Source organism: Calditrichia bacterium, from assembly GCA_020634975.1.
GTDB lineage: Bacteria > Calditrichota > Calditrichia > RBG-13-44-9 > J075 > JACKAQ01.
This window is the reverse complement of the sequence record JACKAQ010000001.1, coordinates 1998609-2013007: the sequence shown is the minus strand read 5'-3', so window position 1 is coordinate 2013007 and position 14399 is coordinate 1998609. Positions and strand designations below refer to the sequence as shown.

Genomic DNA, 14399 nt, shown 5'->3' with positions numbered 1-14399 from the left:
TTGGAGGCAGTAATGCAAAACAGGACGGCAGTAACATTTTTGAAAATGAATACACGGTTTATCACCGCAATTTTTATATCGATGTTTTTTGGATTGTTGATGGTACCGGCATCGGCGCAGGATTGGGCAACATACGAATCCGAAGCATTTGATATCCAGTTTGATATCCCGGAAGGTTGGGAAACCGAAATAGAAGACGATATGTTGACCGCCACCGGCGAAGGCATCGTTTTTGTGTTGACTGCGGTGAAAGATGAATCGGTCAGCACGAAAAAGCTGTTTGATATTCAGGTCGAAACCATGAATATGGAAGCAGAGGGTGAGTACAATGAGATCGAACTGTCGGGCGGCATTTTGGGCGTGATTGGCTCCGGTTCCGGTGTTATCGACGGGGAAGTGGTCGGGGTGATTTTGCTGGCTGCGACGCTCGACGATAACAACTATCTCGTGTATATTTTTGCTGATCCGGATGCCTTCGAAAAAAACGAAGCGGTAATGGTAGACATCATCACCAGTTTGGCGCCGCGCGGCTGGGTAGAAGAATAAACAATCGGGACATCAGACCCGATGTTGACTGCGGGGTGAGCGAGAGTTCACCTTTTTTGCATGGCTTTCCTTTCAAGTGAAATTTTACAAACCAACCAACAAATCAGTAATAACAGCGTAACTAAAATGATTTGCACAATCGATTAAATGTGGTAAAAAATGAGGTTTGATCGGTGAACATAAAACGCAAATACCTGTATGCGATACCTGCCGTTTTGGTGTTGTTCATTGGTTTTGAGATGTTATCTCGTGTGTTGTTAAGCCCGAATCTTGTCGAAATCGAAGGCAGTCCGCCGTATCTGTTGCAGACCACTTGGCATCAAATTGGGGATTACGCCGCGTTTGTTGAACACGATACGGACGCCGGATGTTGGGCGACCGCCATCGCCCAAATTGCCCATTTCCACAAACTGAATCCATCGGGAAAAATTAATTACACAACGACAGCCGGCAAACAGATAGTGGTCGAACTGGATGATTTTTCATTCGATCACGCGCAATTTGCGGATCACCTCGATGCGCATTCCGGCGACGCGGCAAAGGAACAGGTGGGGAAATATATCTATTACATCGCCGCGCTGATTTATACCAATTTCGGGTCATCCGGATATATTGAACACGAAACCATGATGGAGAGAATCGAAACGCATTTGAATTGCGATGTCGGGTTTTATGAATACACCAAAGCAACCTGGTTGGGCAGCCAGCCGGAAATCCGGGCGCTAATCCAGCGGGAAATGGACGCGCGTCGCCCGATGATGATGTATTTTGATAACGGCGATGACTTTGGGCACGCCGCTGTAATCGACAGTTATGTATTACAAAACGGGCAATTTTTCGTTCATTTGAACATGGGTTGGGGCGGCAAAAATGACGGCTGGTATCAGCCGTTCAAGAAGTTAATGGGCATGCGTGACGATCTACAAAATCGTTTTTTGGTTACGGTTTCGCCAAAGTTATAAATTCAAATCGCATCTACGGCGTTAGTTTTTTTGGTGTGTTAAAGTACTACAGGCAGGCCACTTCTACGGCGTTTTCACATTTGTCTTTGATGATTTTAGTCCTGTAAGGGCGAACTGTTTGTAGAATCGCTAAAACCGTTTCGCTGATTTTTTATCTTTATCCTTCACCCTTTATCCTTTCTAAACCAACCCATCCATCCTTGGGATAAGCGCCCGGAGCAGCCGCTGGAATTCCGGTTTTACGCGATTGGCAATTTCCGTCACTTCCTCGTGGGAAAGCTGGTCTGTGCTGATGCCCGTCGCGTGATTGGTGATGCAGGAAATGCCTGCCACTTTGATGCCGCGTGCCCGCGCCACAATTACCTCCGGCACAGTGGACATGCTGGCGGCATCGCCGCCAAACCGCTGGATCATGCGCACTTCGGCTGCGGTTTCGTAATTCGGTCCGGTGGAAACAAACAGCACGCCGCGCTTCATGCGGATGCCCAGTTCAATCGCGGTATCTTCGATCAAATCTGTGAATGGCGGGTGATAGCTGCCGCACATATCCGGGAATCGCGGCTCCGGTCCTACCGGCTGCCCGATCAGCGGATTGCGAAACATCAGGTTGATCTGGTCGTCAATCGCCATCAAATCGCCGGGAGAAAACCGGGGATTGACGCCGCCGGCAGCGTTGGTCACCAGCAATTTTTCCACACCCAATTCGCCCATCAATCGCACCACAAATGTTACTTTGGCGATGTCGTGCCCTTCGTAAAAATGGGTTCGTCCCTGAACAGCGATCACCGGAACGCCGCCCACTTTACCGAACACCAAAAATCCTTTGTGTCCGTGCACCGTGGATCGCGGGTAATTGGGAATATCGGCGGTGGGAATGCGATCTTCGCCATCGAGGGTGTCGGCAAAATCGCCCAAACCGGAGCCCAAAATTAATCCGATTCGCGGTTGCTGTTTGGTGTGCTGCCGGATAAACGCCAGGCTTTCTTTCAATTGCATGTCTATGCTCATGACGGATCTTTCTGTTTGTTTTCTTTGGATTTGTTGAAAAATACGAATACGTAATGAATCGTCGAAATGATAATCATCGCCATTGCCAGATATTCCAGCGGCAGTTTGAGCGGTTCGTATCCGACCAGATAAACCAGATACAGCAGCGAGAGCAGCGTAACGGCAATTTTACCGGGCATCGCCGAAGGCGTTACATACGGCAGTTTGGTGATGAGGAACGCCGAGCCGAGCAAAATGAGAATGTCCCGCCCGATGATCACCGCGACAATCCAGAACGGCAGCCCGTATTCCAGATATAGCGCGAGGAATACCAGCCCGGCGGTCACTTTGTCCGCCAGCGGATCGAGCACTTTTCCCAACTCGCTGATTTGATTGAGTTTACGCGCAAAATATCCGTCGGCAAAATCGGTAAACACCAGCACAAAAGTTACCACAATTGCCAGCACGGTTTGGTGCTGCATGGTTACGTGATACAAATAAAAAGCACCCACCAACCGGATAAAACTCATGAAATTGGAAAGGGTGAACACCTTGCCTTTTTCAAATAATTTTTGCGATAGCGGGATTTGATCGCTCATTGTTGCCCCGTTTCGAAAGTGTTGATTTCCCAAAACAGCGGCTCGCCGGGCTGAAAATGCGGCATCGCCAGCAACATTTGCCGGAAGTGCGGCGGCAGTTTTACCAACGGCGGCAGCTCAATGTTGGCATCGATCGCAAACGGCAGGCTGCTGAACAGTCGCTCGAAATAGGATTCCAGTCGCGGATAAATCGCCAGTTTTACGGAATCGTCCAGCGGAATGCCGCTCATTTCTTTGGCAATGCGAATGGCGTCGCTAAAATCGCCGAGTTCATCGACGAGCCCGTTGGCTTTGCCTTCGCTGCCCGTCCACACCCTACCTTTTGCCAGCGACTCGGCGTTTTCCGGGGTCATGCCGCGCGATTCGGCCACTTTGTTCACAAAATCGTTGTAAAATTCCAGCAGAAAATCGCTCATAATTTGGCGCTGTTCCGGCGTGAACGGCGTTGCATCGCTGAACATTGCGGCGTTGCGCCCGCGCGAAACCGTTTCGCCGGTGATGCCGATTTTCTCATACAATTCGCCCATCGAAAATTTACCGGCATAAATCCCGATGCTGCCGACCAAGCTGTGCGGATGCGCGATAATTGTATCGGCTGCCATCGCCAGATAATAGCCGCCGGATGCCGCCATATCGGAAATCGAGGCGATCACCGGTTTCTTTTTGCGGGCTTCCATAATTTCCTGCCAGATGATGTCCGATGCTGTGCCGGAGCCGCCGGGACTATCCAGCCGCAAAATGATGGCTTTGATGTCGTCATTTTCCGCGGCGTCGCGCACCGCTTTGGACATGCCGCCGGATGTGATAAATTCGCCCTGGCGATACAGCCCTTCGCCGCCGCCGATGATGCTGCCGACACCGTAAATTACCGCGACAGTTTCCGTTGCGGTAATACCCAAATCCGCGCCGTTTACTTTGCCGTAGGCGCTGTTGCCCACAAATTTCGGTTTTTTGTCGAACTGGTTTTCGAGGTGGGTTTTGAAAGATTCGTAATACATCAGCGTATCGACAAAGCCGAATTCGTGCGCTTTTTGGATGCTGAACAATCCGGTGTCGATGTGCCGCTGCAATTCCGTCGTCGGCATATCCAGATTTGCGGAAAGCGTATCGAAAAACGCTCCATAATATTGATCCACAATCGTGTTGAGAATTTGCCGCTGCTGTGCGGACATGCTCTCGCGAGTGTATTCGTCCGGCGCGTTTTTGTATTCCTTATGTGCCACAAAATCTGCTTTAACACCAATTTTTTCAAGGGTTTGTTTGAAGAATGTCGGACGTGCAGCAAAGCCGTTTACGTTCCAGATGCCGGTGCCCAATCCAACAATGGTGTCCGCCACCGTGGCCAGATAATATTCCCGTTCGCCGGCAAAATCGAGATAGGCGTACAGCGGTTTTCCGGATTCTTTGAAAGAAAGCAGTGCGTTGCGGATTTCGTCTGTTTTCGCCCATCCGGCAACCATGCCCATCGGGCGCAGCACCAGCGCTTTTATGCGATCGTCGCGTTTGGCGTTGCGGATCAGTTTGAGCGCGTCCTGCATCGTCACAAATGCGCCTTCGCCCAGCGCATCGCGAAACGGATCGTCTGCGGCGCGTTCGGGAATGGTGCCGGACAATGTCAATTCCAGAATCGCCGGCGATGCAATACCGGTTGTCGTCGAACTGATTTCTCGGAACATCGTCCGGTAAAAAAGCCCTGCCGCCACAAAACAAATGACGATTAACAGCAAAATTTTTTGCCATTCTCTCATGTGCATCTCCGCTTTAATCCTGTTCTTTGGTTGATGATTGCCCGATTTCCCGGTTGGTGCCGTTCATCGCCAATTTTCCGGTGTAGGGTTCGCCAACGTGTGATCCGTATTCATACGCGTAAAAATGGGTGAATGATGCGCCCAACAGCAATAGCTGTGCGGAAAAATACACCCACACCAAAATCGCGACAAATGAGCTGGCCGCGCCAAACAACGATATAATTTGGCTGTTGCCCAAATACAGCGCGATCAAAAATTTGCTGGCGGTGAACAGAAACGAGGCAATAGCCGCACCCAGCCACACATCCTGCCATTTCACTTTTGCGTCCGGCAGATATTTGTAAATTACCGAAAAAAGGATGCCGTTGAGCACAAACGAAATGCCCAAATTTGCCGCTTTCCAAATGGAAACGTGATCGAACATCGGCATAAATTCCGTCAAAATTTCGTCAAAAACCGCCAGTGTAATGTCGATCAGCACGCTGCCGAGCAGCAAAATTCCGATGGACAAAACCATCACCACCGATAAAATGCGGTTGAGCAACATGCTGACAACCCAATGCCGTTGCCCGTTGGGAATTTCCCAAATTTCGTTGAGCGTATTTTTGAGCTGAAAAAATACGTTGGTTGCCGCATACAGCACCAGCAACACACCGATGATATTCCCGAAAGACAGCGTTGCCAGGCTTTCGCCTGCTTCAATCATGTTTTGGATGACCAACGCGGAATTATGTCCGATCAGGTCTTCCAGATAGTAAACAATTTGCCCTTTTACGGCTTCTTCGCCAAAAAATTTTCCACCGATAACAACCAGAATAATGAATGTTGGCGCCAGCGAAAACAAGGTGTAATACGCCAGTGCCGCAGACATCCATGCGATGTTATCATCTTCCCATTTTAGCGCGGTTAATTTGAGAAGCTTCCACAGTGCGCGTATAATTTTCATAAATTCTCCCAAACCGTAGTAATATAGTCAGTTTCGCATCAAAATGAAAGGTTCGAGAAGATGTGGCATTCCGGCTGCGATTGCGATATTCCGGATCACTTCAGCACAAAAATTACCCCGGAAGTGTGTTCCGGGGCAATGGGTTGTAAAATATAAGATGTTCAATATTTGTAATGATCCGCGATAATTAGCGGTGTTATTTGTGAAAATTACCCGCGCCAATCCGGATCGGTTTTGGGGCGATTGTCCAGCACTGTTTCAATTTTTTCCATCACATCGTCAGTGAGTTTGCTGACGACATCGAGCGTTTTCATGTTTTCCGTCACCTGCTCCGGTTTGGATGCGCCGGTGATAACCGTGCTCACATTGGGATTTTTGAGGCACCAGGCCAGCGCCAGTTGCGGCAGCGATATTCCCAAATCGTTGGCGATCGGTTCCAGCTTCCGCACTTTGTCGATGTTTTTTTGCCCTTCCTCGCTCAAAATCCGTTTTTTCAGCCACTCGTAATCCGGCAGCGAAAGACGGGTGCCATCGGGAATGCCTTTGTTATATTTTCCGGTGAGCAATCCGCTGGCCAGCGGGCTCCAGATGGTGGTGCCCAAACCGATTTCGTCATACAGCAAAGCGTATTCTTTTTCCACGCGATCGCGATGCAGCATGTTGTATTGCGGCTGTTCCATCAGTGGCGGAATGAGGTGCTCCTGCCGCGCGATGCGGTAGGCTTCGCGAATTTGCTCGGCACTCCACTCGCTGGTTCCCCAATAAAATGCTTTGCCCTGATGGATGACGTGGTTCATCGCCCGCACGGTTTCTTCGATGGGCGTGTATAAATCCGGGCGGTGGCAGAAAATGAGATCGACATATTCCATTTGCAGGCGTTTCAGCGCGGCGTCCGTGCCTTCGACGATGTGTTTCCGCGATAAGCCTTTGTCGTTCGGGCCGTTTCCGCCCCAAAATATTTTGGTGGAAACCACCAGATCCGAACGCTTCCAGCCAGCTTTTTTGATGACGTTGCCCATCATCGTTTCGGCTTTGCCTTGCGAATAGACTTCCGCATTATCAAAAAAATTGACGCCGGCATCGTATGCGGCTTTCATTGCGGCATATGCGACGTCCTCGCCGATCTGATCGCCAAATGTTACCCATGCGCCAAAAGAGAGCGCCGATACTTTCAATCCGGATTTTCCCAAAAAACGATATTCCATAAAATTACCTCCTTTGGTAACGATGTGCGTATTGTTGATAGAATAATTAAATCTAAAAGAAACAAGGAATGTAAACAAGATGGATTAAATAATGGACAATAATGCTGTTTGCTGTGAGCGATTTGGGGAATCGCTATTGATGATATTGGCATGAATTACAGAATTTACGGGTGATAAATAAAGCGGAAGGGTTAAATGGAAAACCCGCTCGGGTGGAGCGGGTTTTTGGATTTGTTATCAGGTTACTTCTTGCTGAAGCGGTTCTTTCATGTCGGGTTGATCTTCGCCATCTTTGGGCAGCGTTTGCAAACGATCCAGCTGATCTTTTTTGCACCGCCAGCAAATGCCGTGAGAAACCTGGTGCTCTGCTTCGCCGCCAAACCATTTTAAAATCCGCGAACGTAAACCGATCGGACGTTTGCACCATGCACATATTCGAATCATTTTCATCTACAGTTCCTATTGTAAAATACACTTCTATAAAACGCTGCAATACAATTTAAGTTTACGAAAATAAGTTGCAATTTCAAATAGGCTCAATTTGCAAAAAAGATCAGGAATTAAAAACAATCATCGCCACTTGCAATCCAAACTTTATCAAATTCAAAAAACAACTAACTTTAATATATGTGATTGCTTAAATTATCATGTGCCAAAAATCATAGAATAGCCGATGTGAGTTTTCCGGCTATTGCAACTGCGGCATAATTCATCTGAAATTTATGTAGTTTACAGGAAATTTTTACTTACACATCGGAAGACTATGGATAGTTTCTGGAGTAACATTTTCCGCAACCGCAATGAAGAATCCGAAAAAATCAGCACCATTCTTTCCCGAATCCCCATTTTTCAGGAGTTGAGCCGACGGGATTTAGCGGCGGTAGAGCGAATCCTGCATCACCGGGCCTACAAATCCGGGGAATCTGTTTTTTTCCAAAACGATCCCTCGGCAGGAATGTATATTATTCTGAAGGGCAAAGTGCAGGTGATTTACGAACCGACCCAACAGGTAATAGCCGAATTATTTGACGGCGATTTTTTCGGGGAGCTTGCGTTAGTGGATGATTCCCCGCGATCGGCAACGGTGATTGCCCGGATGGATTGCGAAATGCTTGGCTTTTTCCGCTCGGATTTGCTGGATTTGATTGAGCGAAAACCCAAGCTCGGGCTGGCCATTTCGTTGCAGCTGATGTCCGTTATCAGCGAACGTTTGCGAAAATCCAACGACCAGGTGCAGGCGTTGCAAAAGAAATTGTATGAACTTCGACAGGAAAAACGCCGCGAAGCGACAGGAACGTAAACATGGAAGAACAACTGGGACGTTGGTTGAAAATGGTGGTGTTTGTCGCTGTTTTGCTCACCATTTTATATTTTCTTTTTGAAATTGGCGATCTCGTTCGGTTGATTGTTATTTCCGGGCTGCTTGCCTATATTTTTGATCCGGTTGTCACTAAAATTGAATCGTACGGCACCAGCCGAACGGTTGCAACGGTCATTTTTGCCGTGATATTTTTGGTGATAATCGGTGCTGTTTTTGTAACGATCATCCCCCTCATAACGCGAGAGATCAGCAATCTCAGCGAAGGCATTCAGCCGGAGAAGGCGCAGTTGCTTATTGCCCAATTGCAAACAGCCATCAACGATGTATTGAACATGTTCGGTGTTCAGGATGTGAGCGTTACCAACCGGATTGCGAACTATCTGGTACAGTTTGGCAGTTCGCTGTTTGTTGATTTGTTTGGCGTGCTTTCCGTGTTCACCAATTTGCTGCTTATTCCGTTTATGACATTTTTTTTGGTGAAAGACGGTCGCAGTATCAAAAAACATCTGATCAGTCTGGTGCCCAACCGCTATTTTGAGCCAACTTGTAACTTGCTGTATAAAATGGATTTACAGCTCGGAAACTACTTCCGCGGACAGATGTTCAGCGTTGTGATCATCAGTTCGCTGGCTGCGTTCGGGTTGTGGGTGATTGGTGTGCCGTATTCGCTATTTGTTGGTGTTTTTGCCGGCGTTGCGAATGTGATTCCGTATATCGGTCCTATTTGCGGTGCGTTGGCAGCAGTCATCATTTCCCTTATTGAAGGGGGCGGTTCCGATCAGCTAATGTATGTTTTTGTTGTATTTGGGTTGGTTCAGTTGTTTGATAACGTGTTTGTGCAACCAAACGTGATGGCCCGGAATATATCACTACCGCCGCTGGTGTTGCTGTTTGCTGTAATTATCGGGGGAAAGTTTTTCGGGATTTTGGGAATGTTGCTTTCGGTGCCGTTTACGGCAATTGCCAAAGTTACATTCGAGGAAGGGTTAAAAGTTTACCGCACGTATCGTTTTTCGTAAATAGCATCAAATATCCAGAAATAATTTGATTTGTTGCCAGATTAAATCTACCGCATCCGCCATGCCGTGATCCGCATTGAGCAGCAGCAATTGCGCCTGCGGCTGACCTTCCAGATAATCCACACTTAACGAATACGGCACCACTTCATCGCGCAATCCGTGGATGATCAGCGCCGGCAAACGGCGTTGCAACTCCCGGTTATCGTGCGGAGCCGCATCTTCGATCACCCCAAAATGCAACCGCTTGCTGGTTTTGTATCCAAAATGATACAGTTCGATAAAGCCATCGTTTCGCCATTTTTCCAGCGTTTCCGGCGGCATGCGTTTGGCGTATCTGCTGGCAAATTGAAACGCCGGACACATCATCACCAATCGCGAAACGCGCTGCTCGTCCTCTGCAAACAGTGCCGCCAAATACCCGCCCAAACTGGAGCCGATGAGCGTAATCTCACCGGACAGCGAATCCGCCAGTTCGCGAATGATGCTCAATTGGCTGGAAATGGTCAGGTGTTCAAAATCTGCACCGTTCAAGTCCGGGCAATGCAGCGTTTTGCCGATTTCCGCAAAACGCTGCTGAATGTATGATCCTTTGTAAGATTTTGGGCTGGATGCAAAACCGTGTAAGTATATGTAATTCATAGATTTTGTTCGTGTGCCGTGGGCATTTTGTTGTTATCGCGTCGGTTTTTAAAAATCAATCGAATGCCGATGATTATCAAAATTACCGGCCACAGCAACCGGAAGTTGCTCACGCCTGCGAAAAACAATGCACTGATGGCCAACAAAATGCCAGCGGTTACCAACTGTCCGCGATCTTGTTTGCCGAACAAATACATCGCCAAAAATCCCAGTCCCGGTCCGGCGATAAACAGCGCCCACAAATTATAATCACCCATTTGCCACCATTCGCCGGTCAGCGATAAATATAAAAACAGGCTGCCGTAAGTGAGCAAGATTGTGCCGGGCAGCAACTGACCCACGTTGTCGCGGTCGCGGAGCCAGTTTAGCCAAAATCCCGCACCGCCGGCCATCATCAGCACTGGCCATAGCTGGAAGAAATCTTCGAAAAAATCTTCCCAATCGACACGGATAAAATCCAGGTTATCCGCCAAAAGTAACGCGCCTATTCCGATAAACAGTATTCCGGTAATTAACGATTTTCTGTCCATTTTTTGTCTCCATGTTATATGTTCACAATCGAACAGTTGAATAAACGTAGATTGCGGTGTGATGTTGCAATTTTCCTCAACTGGCGCAAAAATCTTCAACGGCGATGATCGAGAAACCATTCGTACAAATCTTCATTTTGATACACGTCTTCCACAATATTATGGCCTTTGTTGCGCAATCGCGAAAACCGCACATTGCCGTTTGCGGCTTCCAGCGCAGCAACCATTTTATCGGTGAGCTCAACGGGCACCGTGCGATCTTTTGCGCCGTGAAATGTCCAGATCGGCGTATGTTTCAGCGCATTCGCCGTTTCGGGATTGCCGTAGCCACACAGCGGCGCGATTGCCGCAAATTTCTCCGGAAATTGCGCGCCCCAAAACCATGTGCCGCTGCCGCCCAAACTGACACCGGTGAGGTAAATTCGCTGCGTGTCGATGCCGTATTTTTCTGAAATGTCATCGATGAGTGGCATCAGCCAATTCTGTTCGTGCCAACTTTCGCCGGACGGACATTGCGGGGAGAGTACCACAAACGGAAAATCGCCGCGTTTTTTCAACATGCGCGGCAAGCCGTATTCGCCCACTTTTTTGGGATTTTCGCCCCGCAGCGATGCACCGTGCAAATAAACAATCAGCGGCCAGCGCGTTTCTTCCGAAAAATTTTCCGGCAGATAGAGCAGGTAGTTGCCATCGCCGGTTTGCTGCGCAGTTTGGCCAATCGCGGAATCTGCAACCTCAACCGGTTGTTGCGGCGCCGGTTGGCAGATCAGCAGCGCGATGCCTGCGAAAATCAGCGCCATTCCCAATTTTACTGCGTCCAGTTAAAAACCTCCCGGTTTTGTTGTCATCATATTTAAAAGACCCGCGATCACCCGTTTTGATAATACGAAGCAATCGCCGGAAAAGAAATTAATTTTCTTGCAACGAAAACGATCGTTTTGAATCTTATCAACAGTTAATTGAAAACGCAAATGAGGTTAAACAATGGCTTACGATGTTCAAAATTTTCAACAGGAAGTGATCCAGAAAAGCTTTGAAAAACCGGTGCTGGTCGATTTTTGGGCAGAATGGTGCGGACCCTGCAAAATTCTCGGTCCGGTGCTGGAAAAACTGGCTGAGAAACACAACGATAAATGGGTTCTCGCAAAAGTGAACACCGAGGTGCACCAGGAATTGGCGATGCAATACGGCATTCGCGGCATCCCGAATGTGAAGCTGTTTATCGACGGGCAGGTGACGGACGAATTTACCGGCGCGATGCCGGAAGCCGCGATTGAGCAGTGGCTGCAGAAAGCCATTCCCAGCAAATTTGCCCAACACGTGGCGCAGGCGGCGGATTTGCTCCAGCGTGGCGACATCCAAAAATCACAGGAAATATTAGAGAGCGTTTTGGCTGCGGAACCGGGAAATTTGGCTGCCAAAGCGATGCTGGCGCGATCGCTGGCGTTTTCTAATCCCCAAAAAGCGGTGGAACTGGCCCAGGATTTGGAAGGCACCGAACATTACGATTTGAGCGAAGCGCTCAGCGAAATTGCCTATTTATACGATCGGGCGGAGAACCCGGACAAACTGCCGGAAGCGCCGGTTAAGTCTCAATATTTACAGGCAATTGCAGATTTGAAACAACTGGATTTTGAGAAAGCGTTGAAAACATTTATCGAAATTATTATCGAAGATCGTTATTACGATGACGACGGTGCGCGCAAAGCCTGCATCGCCATTTTTAAATATTTGGGCGACAGCAGCGAACTCACCCGCGATTACCGAACCCGGCTCAGCCGGGCAATGTATTAGTAGCAAAAAAGGCGAACAACCGTTCGCCTTTTTTTATTTCAAAAATGTCAATCGGTATCAATTGTTTTTACGGTATTTCATCTCAACAGCAGCGCTTTTTTGACGGCGGTGAAATTACCGGCGGTTAACCGGTAATAATAAATTCCCGATGCCATACCGGATGCATCCCACTGATACAAATGCCTGCCGCTGTTCAGGTTTTCTGCTGCAAGTGTTGCAATTTTTTGACCGAGCATATCGTAAATTGCCAATGTTGTGTAACCCGGATTCTGCAAATAAAATTCGATCGTCGTGGTCGGGTTAAACGGATTCGGGTAATTCTGCGTCAGTTCAAACCGTTGCGGCTGTTCATTTTCGCCATCGACGATGCCGGTTACGCGATCGATATTTTTTAAGATCCAGTTATCGGGGTCAACCTGCACATCTATCGGGGCGTCGTTGGTAACAAACTGGAATTGCTGATACGCCAAACTGTCCCAAACCGTTACGGTGCTGTCCAGCCCGTCACCAAACAAATAAATCTGAATTGGCATTTTATACGGAACAGCATTGGTTTGCTTCAGTGTTAGCGTGGTGGTAAAGGGGCGGTTACCGGTAACTTTCCAGTCGTATTGGTAATTCGGGCGTCCGGCGCGATACACCCATTCATCAAAATACCAGTCCAGATCCATCCCGGAAACGGCTTCGCAAATATCGCGAAAATCTTCGGTGGTGGCGTTGCCAAACACCAGGCTGCTGTCCGTCGCATAGCTGCGGATGCCGGCAAAAAACAGCGAATCGCCGAGCACGCCGCGCAGCATGTGCAGCGCCCACGATCCTTTGTCGTAAACCGTATTGCTGAATAATGCGTTCTCGTTGGTGGAATCCGTCACAAACAGCGAGCCGGAGAAAAACCCGGGATCCTGCGACGCCAGATAGTTGTGATAGGCAGTTTTGCCATACAGCGATTCCATCCACATGGCTTCGCTATACGATGCAAAACCTTCATTTAGCCAAATATGCGACCAGCGTTTCATGGTGATCAGATCGCCGAACCATTGGTGCGCCAGCTCGTGCGCGTTAATCCAGTCGTAGGTGTGGTTTCCGGTGATCAGCCCGGAGCCGTAGGATGTCATGGTTTGGTGCTCCATCGCGCCGCCCCAGCTGAAAATCGCCATTCCGTATTTTTCTTCGATGAACGGATATTCCCCGTAAATTTCCGCAAAAGCGCTGATCATTTCATCCGTAACAGAAAAATCTTCCTGCGCCGCAGCCAAATGTTCGGGATACACATAATACACCAGCGGCATGGAATCGCCGGAAGCGGACACATACCAATCGCCAAATTCCGCGTAATTGCTGATCGCCAGCGACACCAGATAATTGGAGATGGGATAGCGCGTTTCCCACGAATACGTGTGGCGATTGTCCGGCGCGGGCGTGACCGCTTTCAGCAGTCCGTTGGAAGCCACCACCAGATTTTCCGGCACGGTGATGTTCAGGAACACCGAATCCGCTTTATCCGCCGGATCGTCTTTGCAGGGCCACCAGGTGGGTGCGCCAAACGGCTCGCTGAGCGTGGAAATAATCGGGTTTCCCGAATGCGTTGACCAACGCCAGGAGCCCAGCCCGATGCTTTGCGGATTGCCGTGATAAAAAATTTCCACCGAAAAATCGCCATCGGTACCGAGAAATGCGGGCAACTGAACATCGACCAAATTTCCGGCGTGATTAAACGTGAGCGGCGATCCGTTTTGGGTGATGGAATCCACCGTCATATTGCTGAACAAATTGAACTCCAGATGGGTGAGTCCGGTGATTTTGCTTTTTCCGGTGATCACCACCGAGCCGTCGATGGTTTTGGTAACCGGCCAAATGTTCAGATTAATCGTGTAACCGGTGACATCGTAATTCAGTTGATTGGGGGTTGAAATTTTTGAAAGAATTTGGATTTGCTTTTGGCGGCGTGCGCTTTCCATCTGCCGGATGTGCTCGCGGGATTCCTGGATCGCCCGGAAATCCTGCGAGATACCCGATTGGACGCAAAGCATTATCAGGACAAGAGTTAACCAACGCATTTTTTCTCCTTTTTCCATCGGTTCAATCAATTGCATTTGATTTGAA

General features: G+C 48.7%; 15 protein-coding genes. 5 read left to right on the top strand and 10 right to left on the bottom strand.

Annotated features, from left to right (window positions below; translation table 11 throughout):
- Positions 1-12: 12 nt before the first annotated feature.
- Both H6629_08160 and H6629_08155 read left to right on the top strand, forming a co-directional pair.
- Positions 13-546, top strand: a complete 534-nt coding sequence (locus H6629_08160) for a hypothetical protein (protein MCB9067763.1) — start codon at positions 13-15, stop codon at positions 544-546.
- A 173-nt stretch (positions 547-719) separates the two neighbouring features.
- Positions 720-1508 carry a C10 family peptidase gene (locus H6629_08155; protein MCB9067762.1) on the top strand — a complete coding sequence of 263 codons (789 nt, stop codon included), beginning with the start codon at positions 720-722 and terminating at the stop codon, positions 1506-1508.
- A 180-nt stretch (positions 1509-1688) separates the two neighbouring features.
- Here H6629_08155 and H6629_08150 read toward each other — a convergent pair whose 3' ends face one another.
- From H6629_08150 to H6629_08125, 6 genes are all read right to left on the bottom strand, one after another.
- Positions 1689-2516, bottom strand: a complete 828-nt coding sequence (locus tag H6629_08150) for a purine-nucleoside phosphorylase (GenBank protein ID MCB9067761.1) — start codon at positions 2514-2516, stop codon at positions 1689-1691.
- A complete protein-coding gene (locus H6629_08145) occupies positions 2513-3094 on the bottom strand; it encodes a CDP-alcohol phosphatidyltransferase family protein (GenBank protein MCB9067760.1) in 582 nt (193 codons plus the stop codon). Before H6629_08145 ends, H6629_08150 begins: the two co-directional genes overlap by 4 nt.
- Entirely contained in the window at positions 3091-4842 is a 1752-nt protein-coding gene (gene sppA, locus H6629_08140; GenBank protein MCB9067759.1) for a signal peptide peptidase SppA, read from the bottom strand. Before sppA ends, H6629_08145 begins: the two co-directional genes overlap by 4 nt.
- A gap of 13 nt (positions 4843-4855) precedes the next feature.
- The gene (locus tag H6629_08135) at positions 4856-5788 is read right to left on the bottom strand and encodes a YihY/virulence factor BrkB family protein (protein ID MCB9067758.1); all 933 of its coding nucleotides are present in this window, start codon (positions 5786-5788) and stop codon (positions 4856-4858) included.
- A gap of 209 nt (positions 5789-5997) precedes the next feature.
- Positions 5998-6993, bottom strand: coding sequence for an aldo/keto reductase (locus H6629_08130; GenBank protein ID MCB9067757.1), 996 nt, complete (start codon positions 6991-6993; stop codon positions 5998-6000).
- A gap of 237 nt (positions 6994-7230) precedes the next feature.
- Positions 7231-7443: a hypothetical protein gene (locus H6629_08125; protein ID MCB9067756.1), complete on the bottom strand. Its 213-nt coding sequence runs from the start codon at positions 7441-7443 to the stop codon at positions 7231-7233.
- A gap of 313 nt (positions 7444-7756) precedes the next feature.
- Between H6629_08125 and H6629_08120 the strand changes: the two genes are divergently transcribed.
- Both H6629_08120 and H6629_08115 read left to right on the top strand, forming a co-directional pair.
- Positions 7757-8293, top strand: coding sequence for a cyclic nucleotide-binding domain-containing protein (locus H6629_08120; protein MCB9067755.1), 537 nt, complete (start codon positions 7757-7759; stop codon positions 8291-8293).
- Between the two features lie 2 nt (positions 8294-8295).
- Positions 8296-9333: an AI-2E family transporter gene (locus H6629_08115; GenBank protein ID MCB9067754.1), complete on the top strand. Its 1038-nt coding sequence runs from the start codon at positions 8296-8298 to the stop codon at positions 9331-9333.
- 6 nt (positions 9334-9339) lie between these two features.
- Here H6629_08115 and H6629_08110 read toward each other — a convergent pair whose 3' ends face one another.
- From H6629_08110 to H6629_08100, 3 genes are all read right to left on the bottom strand, one after another.
- Complete coding sequence (locus tag H6629_08110) at positions 9340-9972, bottom strand: alpha/beta fold hydrolase (protein ID MCB9067753.1); 633 nt, start codon at positions 9970-9972, stop codon at positions 9340-9342.
- Complete coding sequence (locus tag H6629_08105) at positions 9969-10502, bottom strand: hypothetical protein (protein MCB9067752.1); 534 nt, start codon at positions 10500-10502, stop codon at positions 9969-9971. Before H6629_08105 ends, H6629_08110 begins: the two co-directional genes overlap by 4 nt.
- A gap of 95 nt (positions 10503-10597) precedes the next feature.
- Positions 10598-11302, bottom strand: a complete 705-nt coding sequence (locus tag H6629_08100; protein ID MCB9067751.1) for a prolyl oligopeptidase family serine peptidase — start codon at positions 11300-11302, stop codon at positions 10598-10600.
- Positions 11303-11486: 184 nt separating this feature from the next.
- On the opposite strand from H6629_08100, the gene trxA reads away from it, so the two are divergent.
- Complete coding sequence (trxA, locus tag H6629_08095) at positions 11487-12296, top strand: thioredoxin (GenBank protein MCB9067750.1); 810 nt, start codon at positions 11487-11489, stop codon at positions 12294-12296.
- 77 nt (positions 12297-12373) lie between these two features.
- On the opposite strand, the gene H6629_08090 is transcribed toward trxA, so the two are convergent.
- Positions 12374-14353 (bottom strand): T9SS type A sorting domain-containing protein, encoded by a 1980-nt coding sequence (locus H6629_08090; GenBank protein ID MCB9067749.1) that lies wholly within the window; start codon positions 14351-14353, stop codon positions 12374-12376.
- Positions 14354-14399: the final 46 nt, after the last annotated feature.

Coding starts and splice junctions, on each gene's coding strand:
- H6629_08150 (MCB9067761.1), bottom strand. CDS start 2,516: ATGAGCATAGACATGCAATTGAAAGAAAGCCTGGCGTTTATCCGGCAG.
- trxA (MCB9067750.1), top strand. CDS start 11,487: ATGGCTTACGATGTTCAAAATTTTCAACAGGAAGTGATCCAGAAAAGC.
- H6629_08130 (MCB9067757.1), bottom strand. CDS start 6,993: ATGGAATATCGTTTTTTGGGAAAATCCGGATTGAAAGTATCGGCGCTC.
- H6629_08125 (MCB9067756.1), bottom strand. CDS start 7,443: ATGAAAATGATTCGAATATGTGCATGGTGCAAACGTCCGATCGGTTTA.
- H6629_08160 (MCB9067763.1), top strand. CDS start 13: ATGCAAAACAGGACGGCAGTAACATTTTTGAAAATGAATACACGGTTT.
- H6629_08090 (MCB9067749.1), bottom strand. CDS start 14,353: ATGCGTTGGTTAACTCTTGTCCTGATAATGCTTTGCGTCCAATCGGGT.
- H6629_08100 (MCB9067751.1), bottom strand. CDS start 11,302: ATGGCGCTGATTTTCGCAGGCATCGCGCTGCTGATCTGCCAACCGGCG.
- H6629_08135 (MCB9067758.1), bottom strand. CDS start 5,788: ATGAAAATTATACGCGCACTGTGGAAGCTTCTCAAATTAACCGCGCTA.
- H6629_08115 (MCB9067754.1), top strand. CDS start 8,296: ATGGAAGAACAACTGGGACGTTGGTTGAAAATGGTGGTGTTTGTCGCT.
- H6629_08120 (MCB9067755.1), top strand. CDS start 7,757: ATGGATAGTTTCTGGAGTAACATTTTCCGCAACCGCAATGAAGAATCC.
- sppA (MCB9067759.1), bottom strand. CDS start 4,842: ATGAGAGAATGGCAAAAAATTTTGCTGTTAATCGTCATTTGTTTTGTG.
- H6629_08105 (MCB9067752.1), bottom strand. CDS start 10,502: ATGGACAGAAAATCGTTAATTACCGGAATACTGTTTATCGGAATAGGC.
- H6629_08110 (MCB9067753.1), bottom strand. CDS start 9,972: ATGAATTACATATACTTACACGGTTTTGCATCCAGCCCAAAATCTTAC.
- H6629_08145 (MCB9067760.1), bottom strand. CDS start 3,094: ATGAGCGATCAAATCCCGCTATCGCAAAAATTATTTGAAAAAGGCAAG.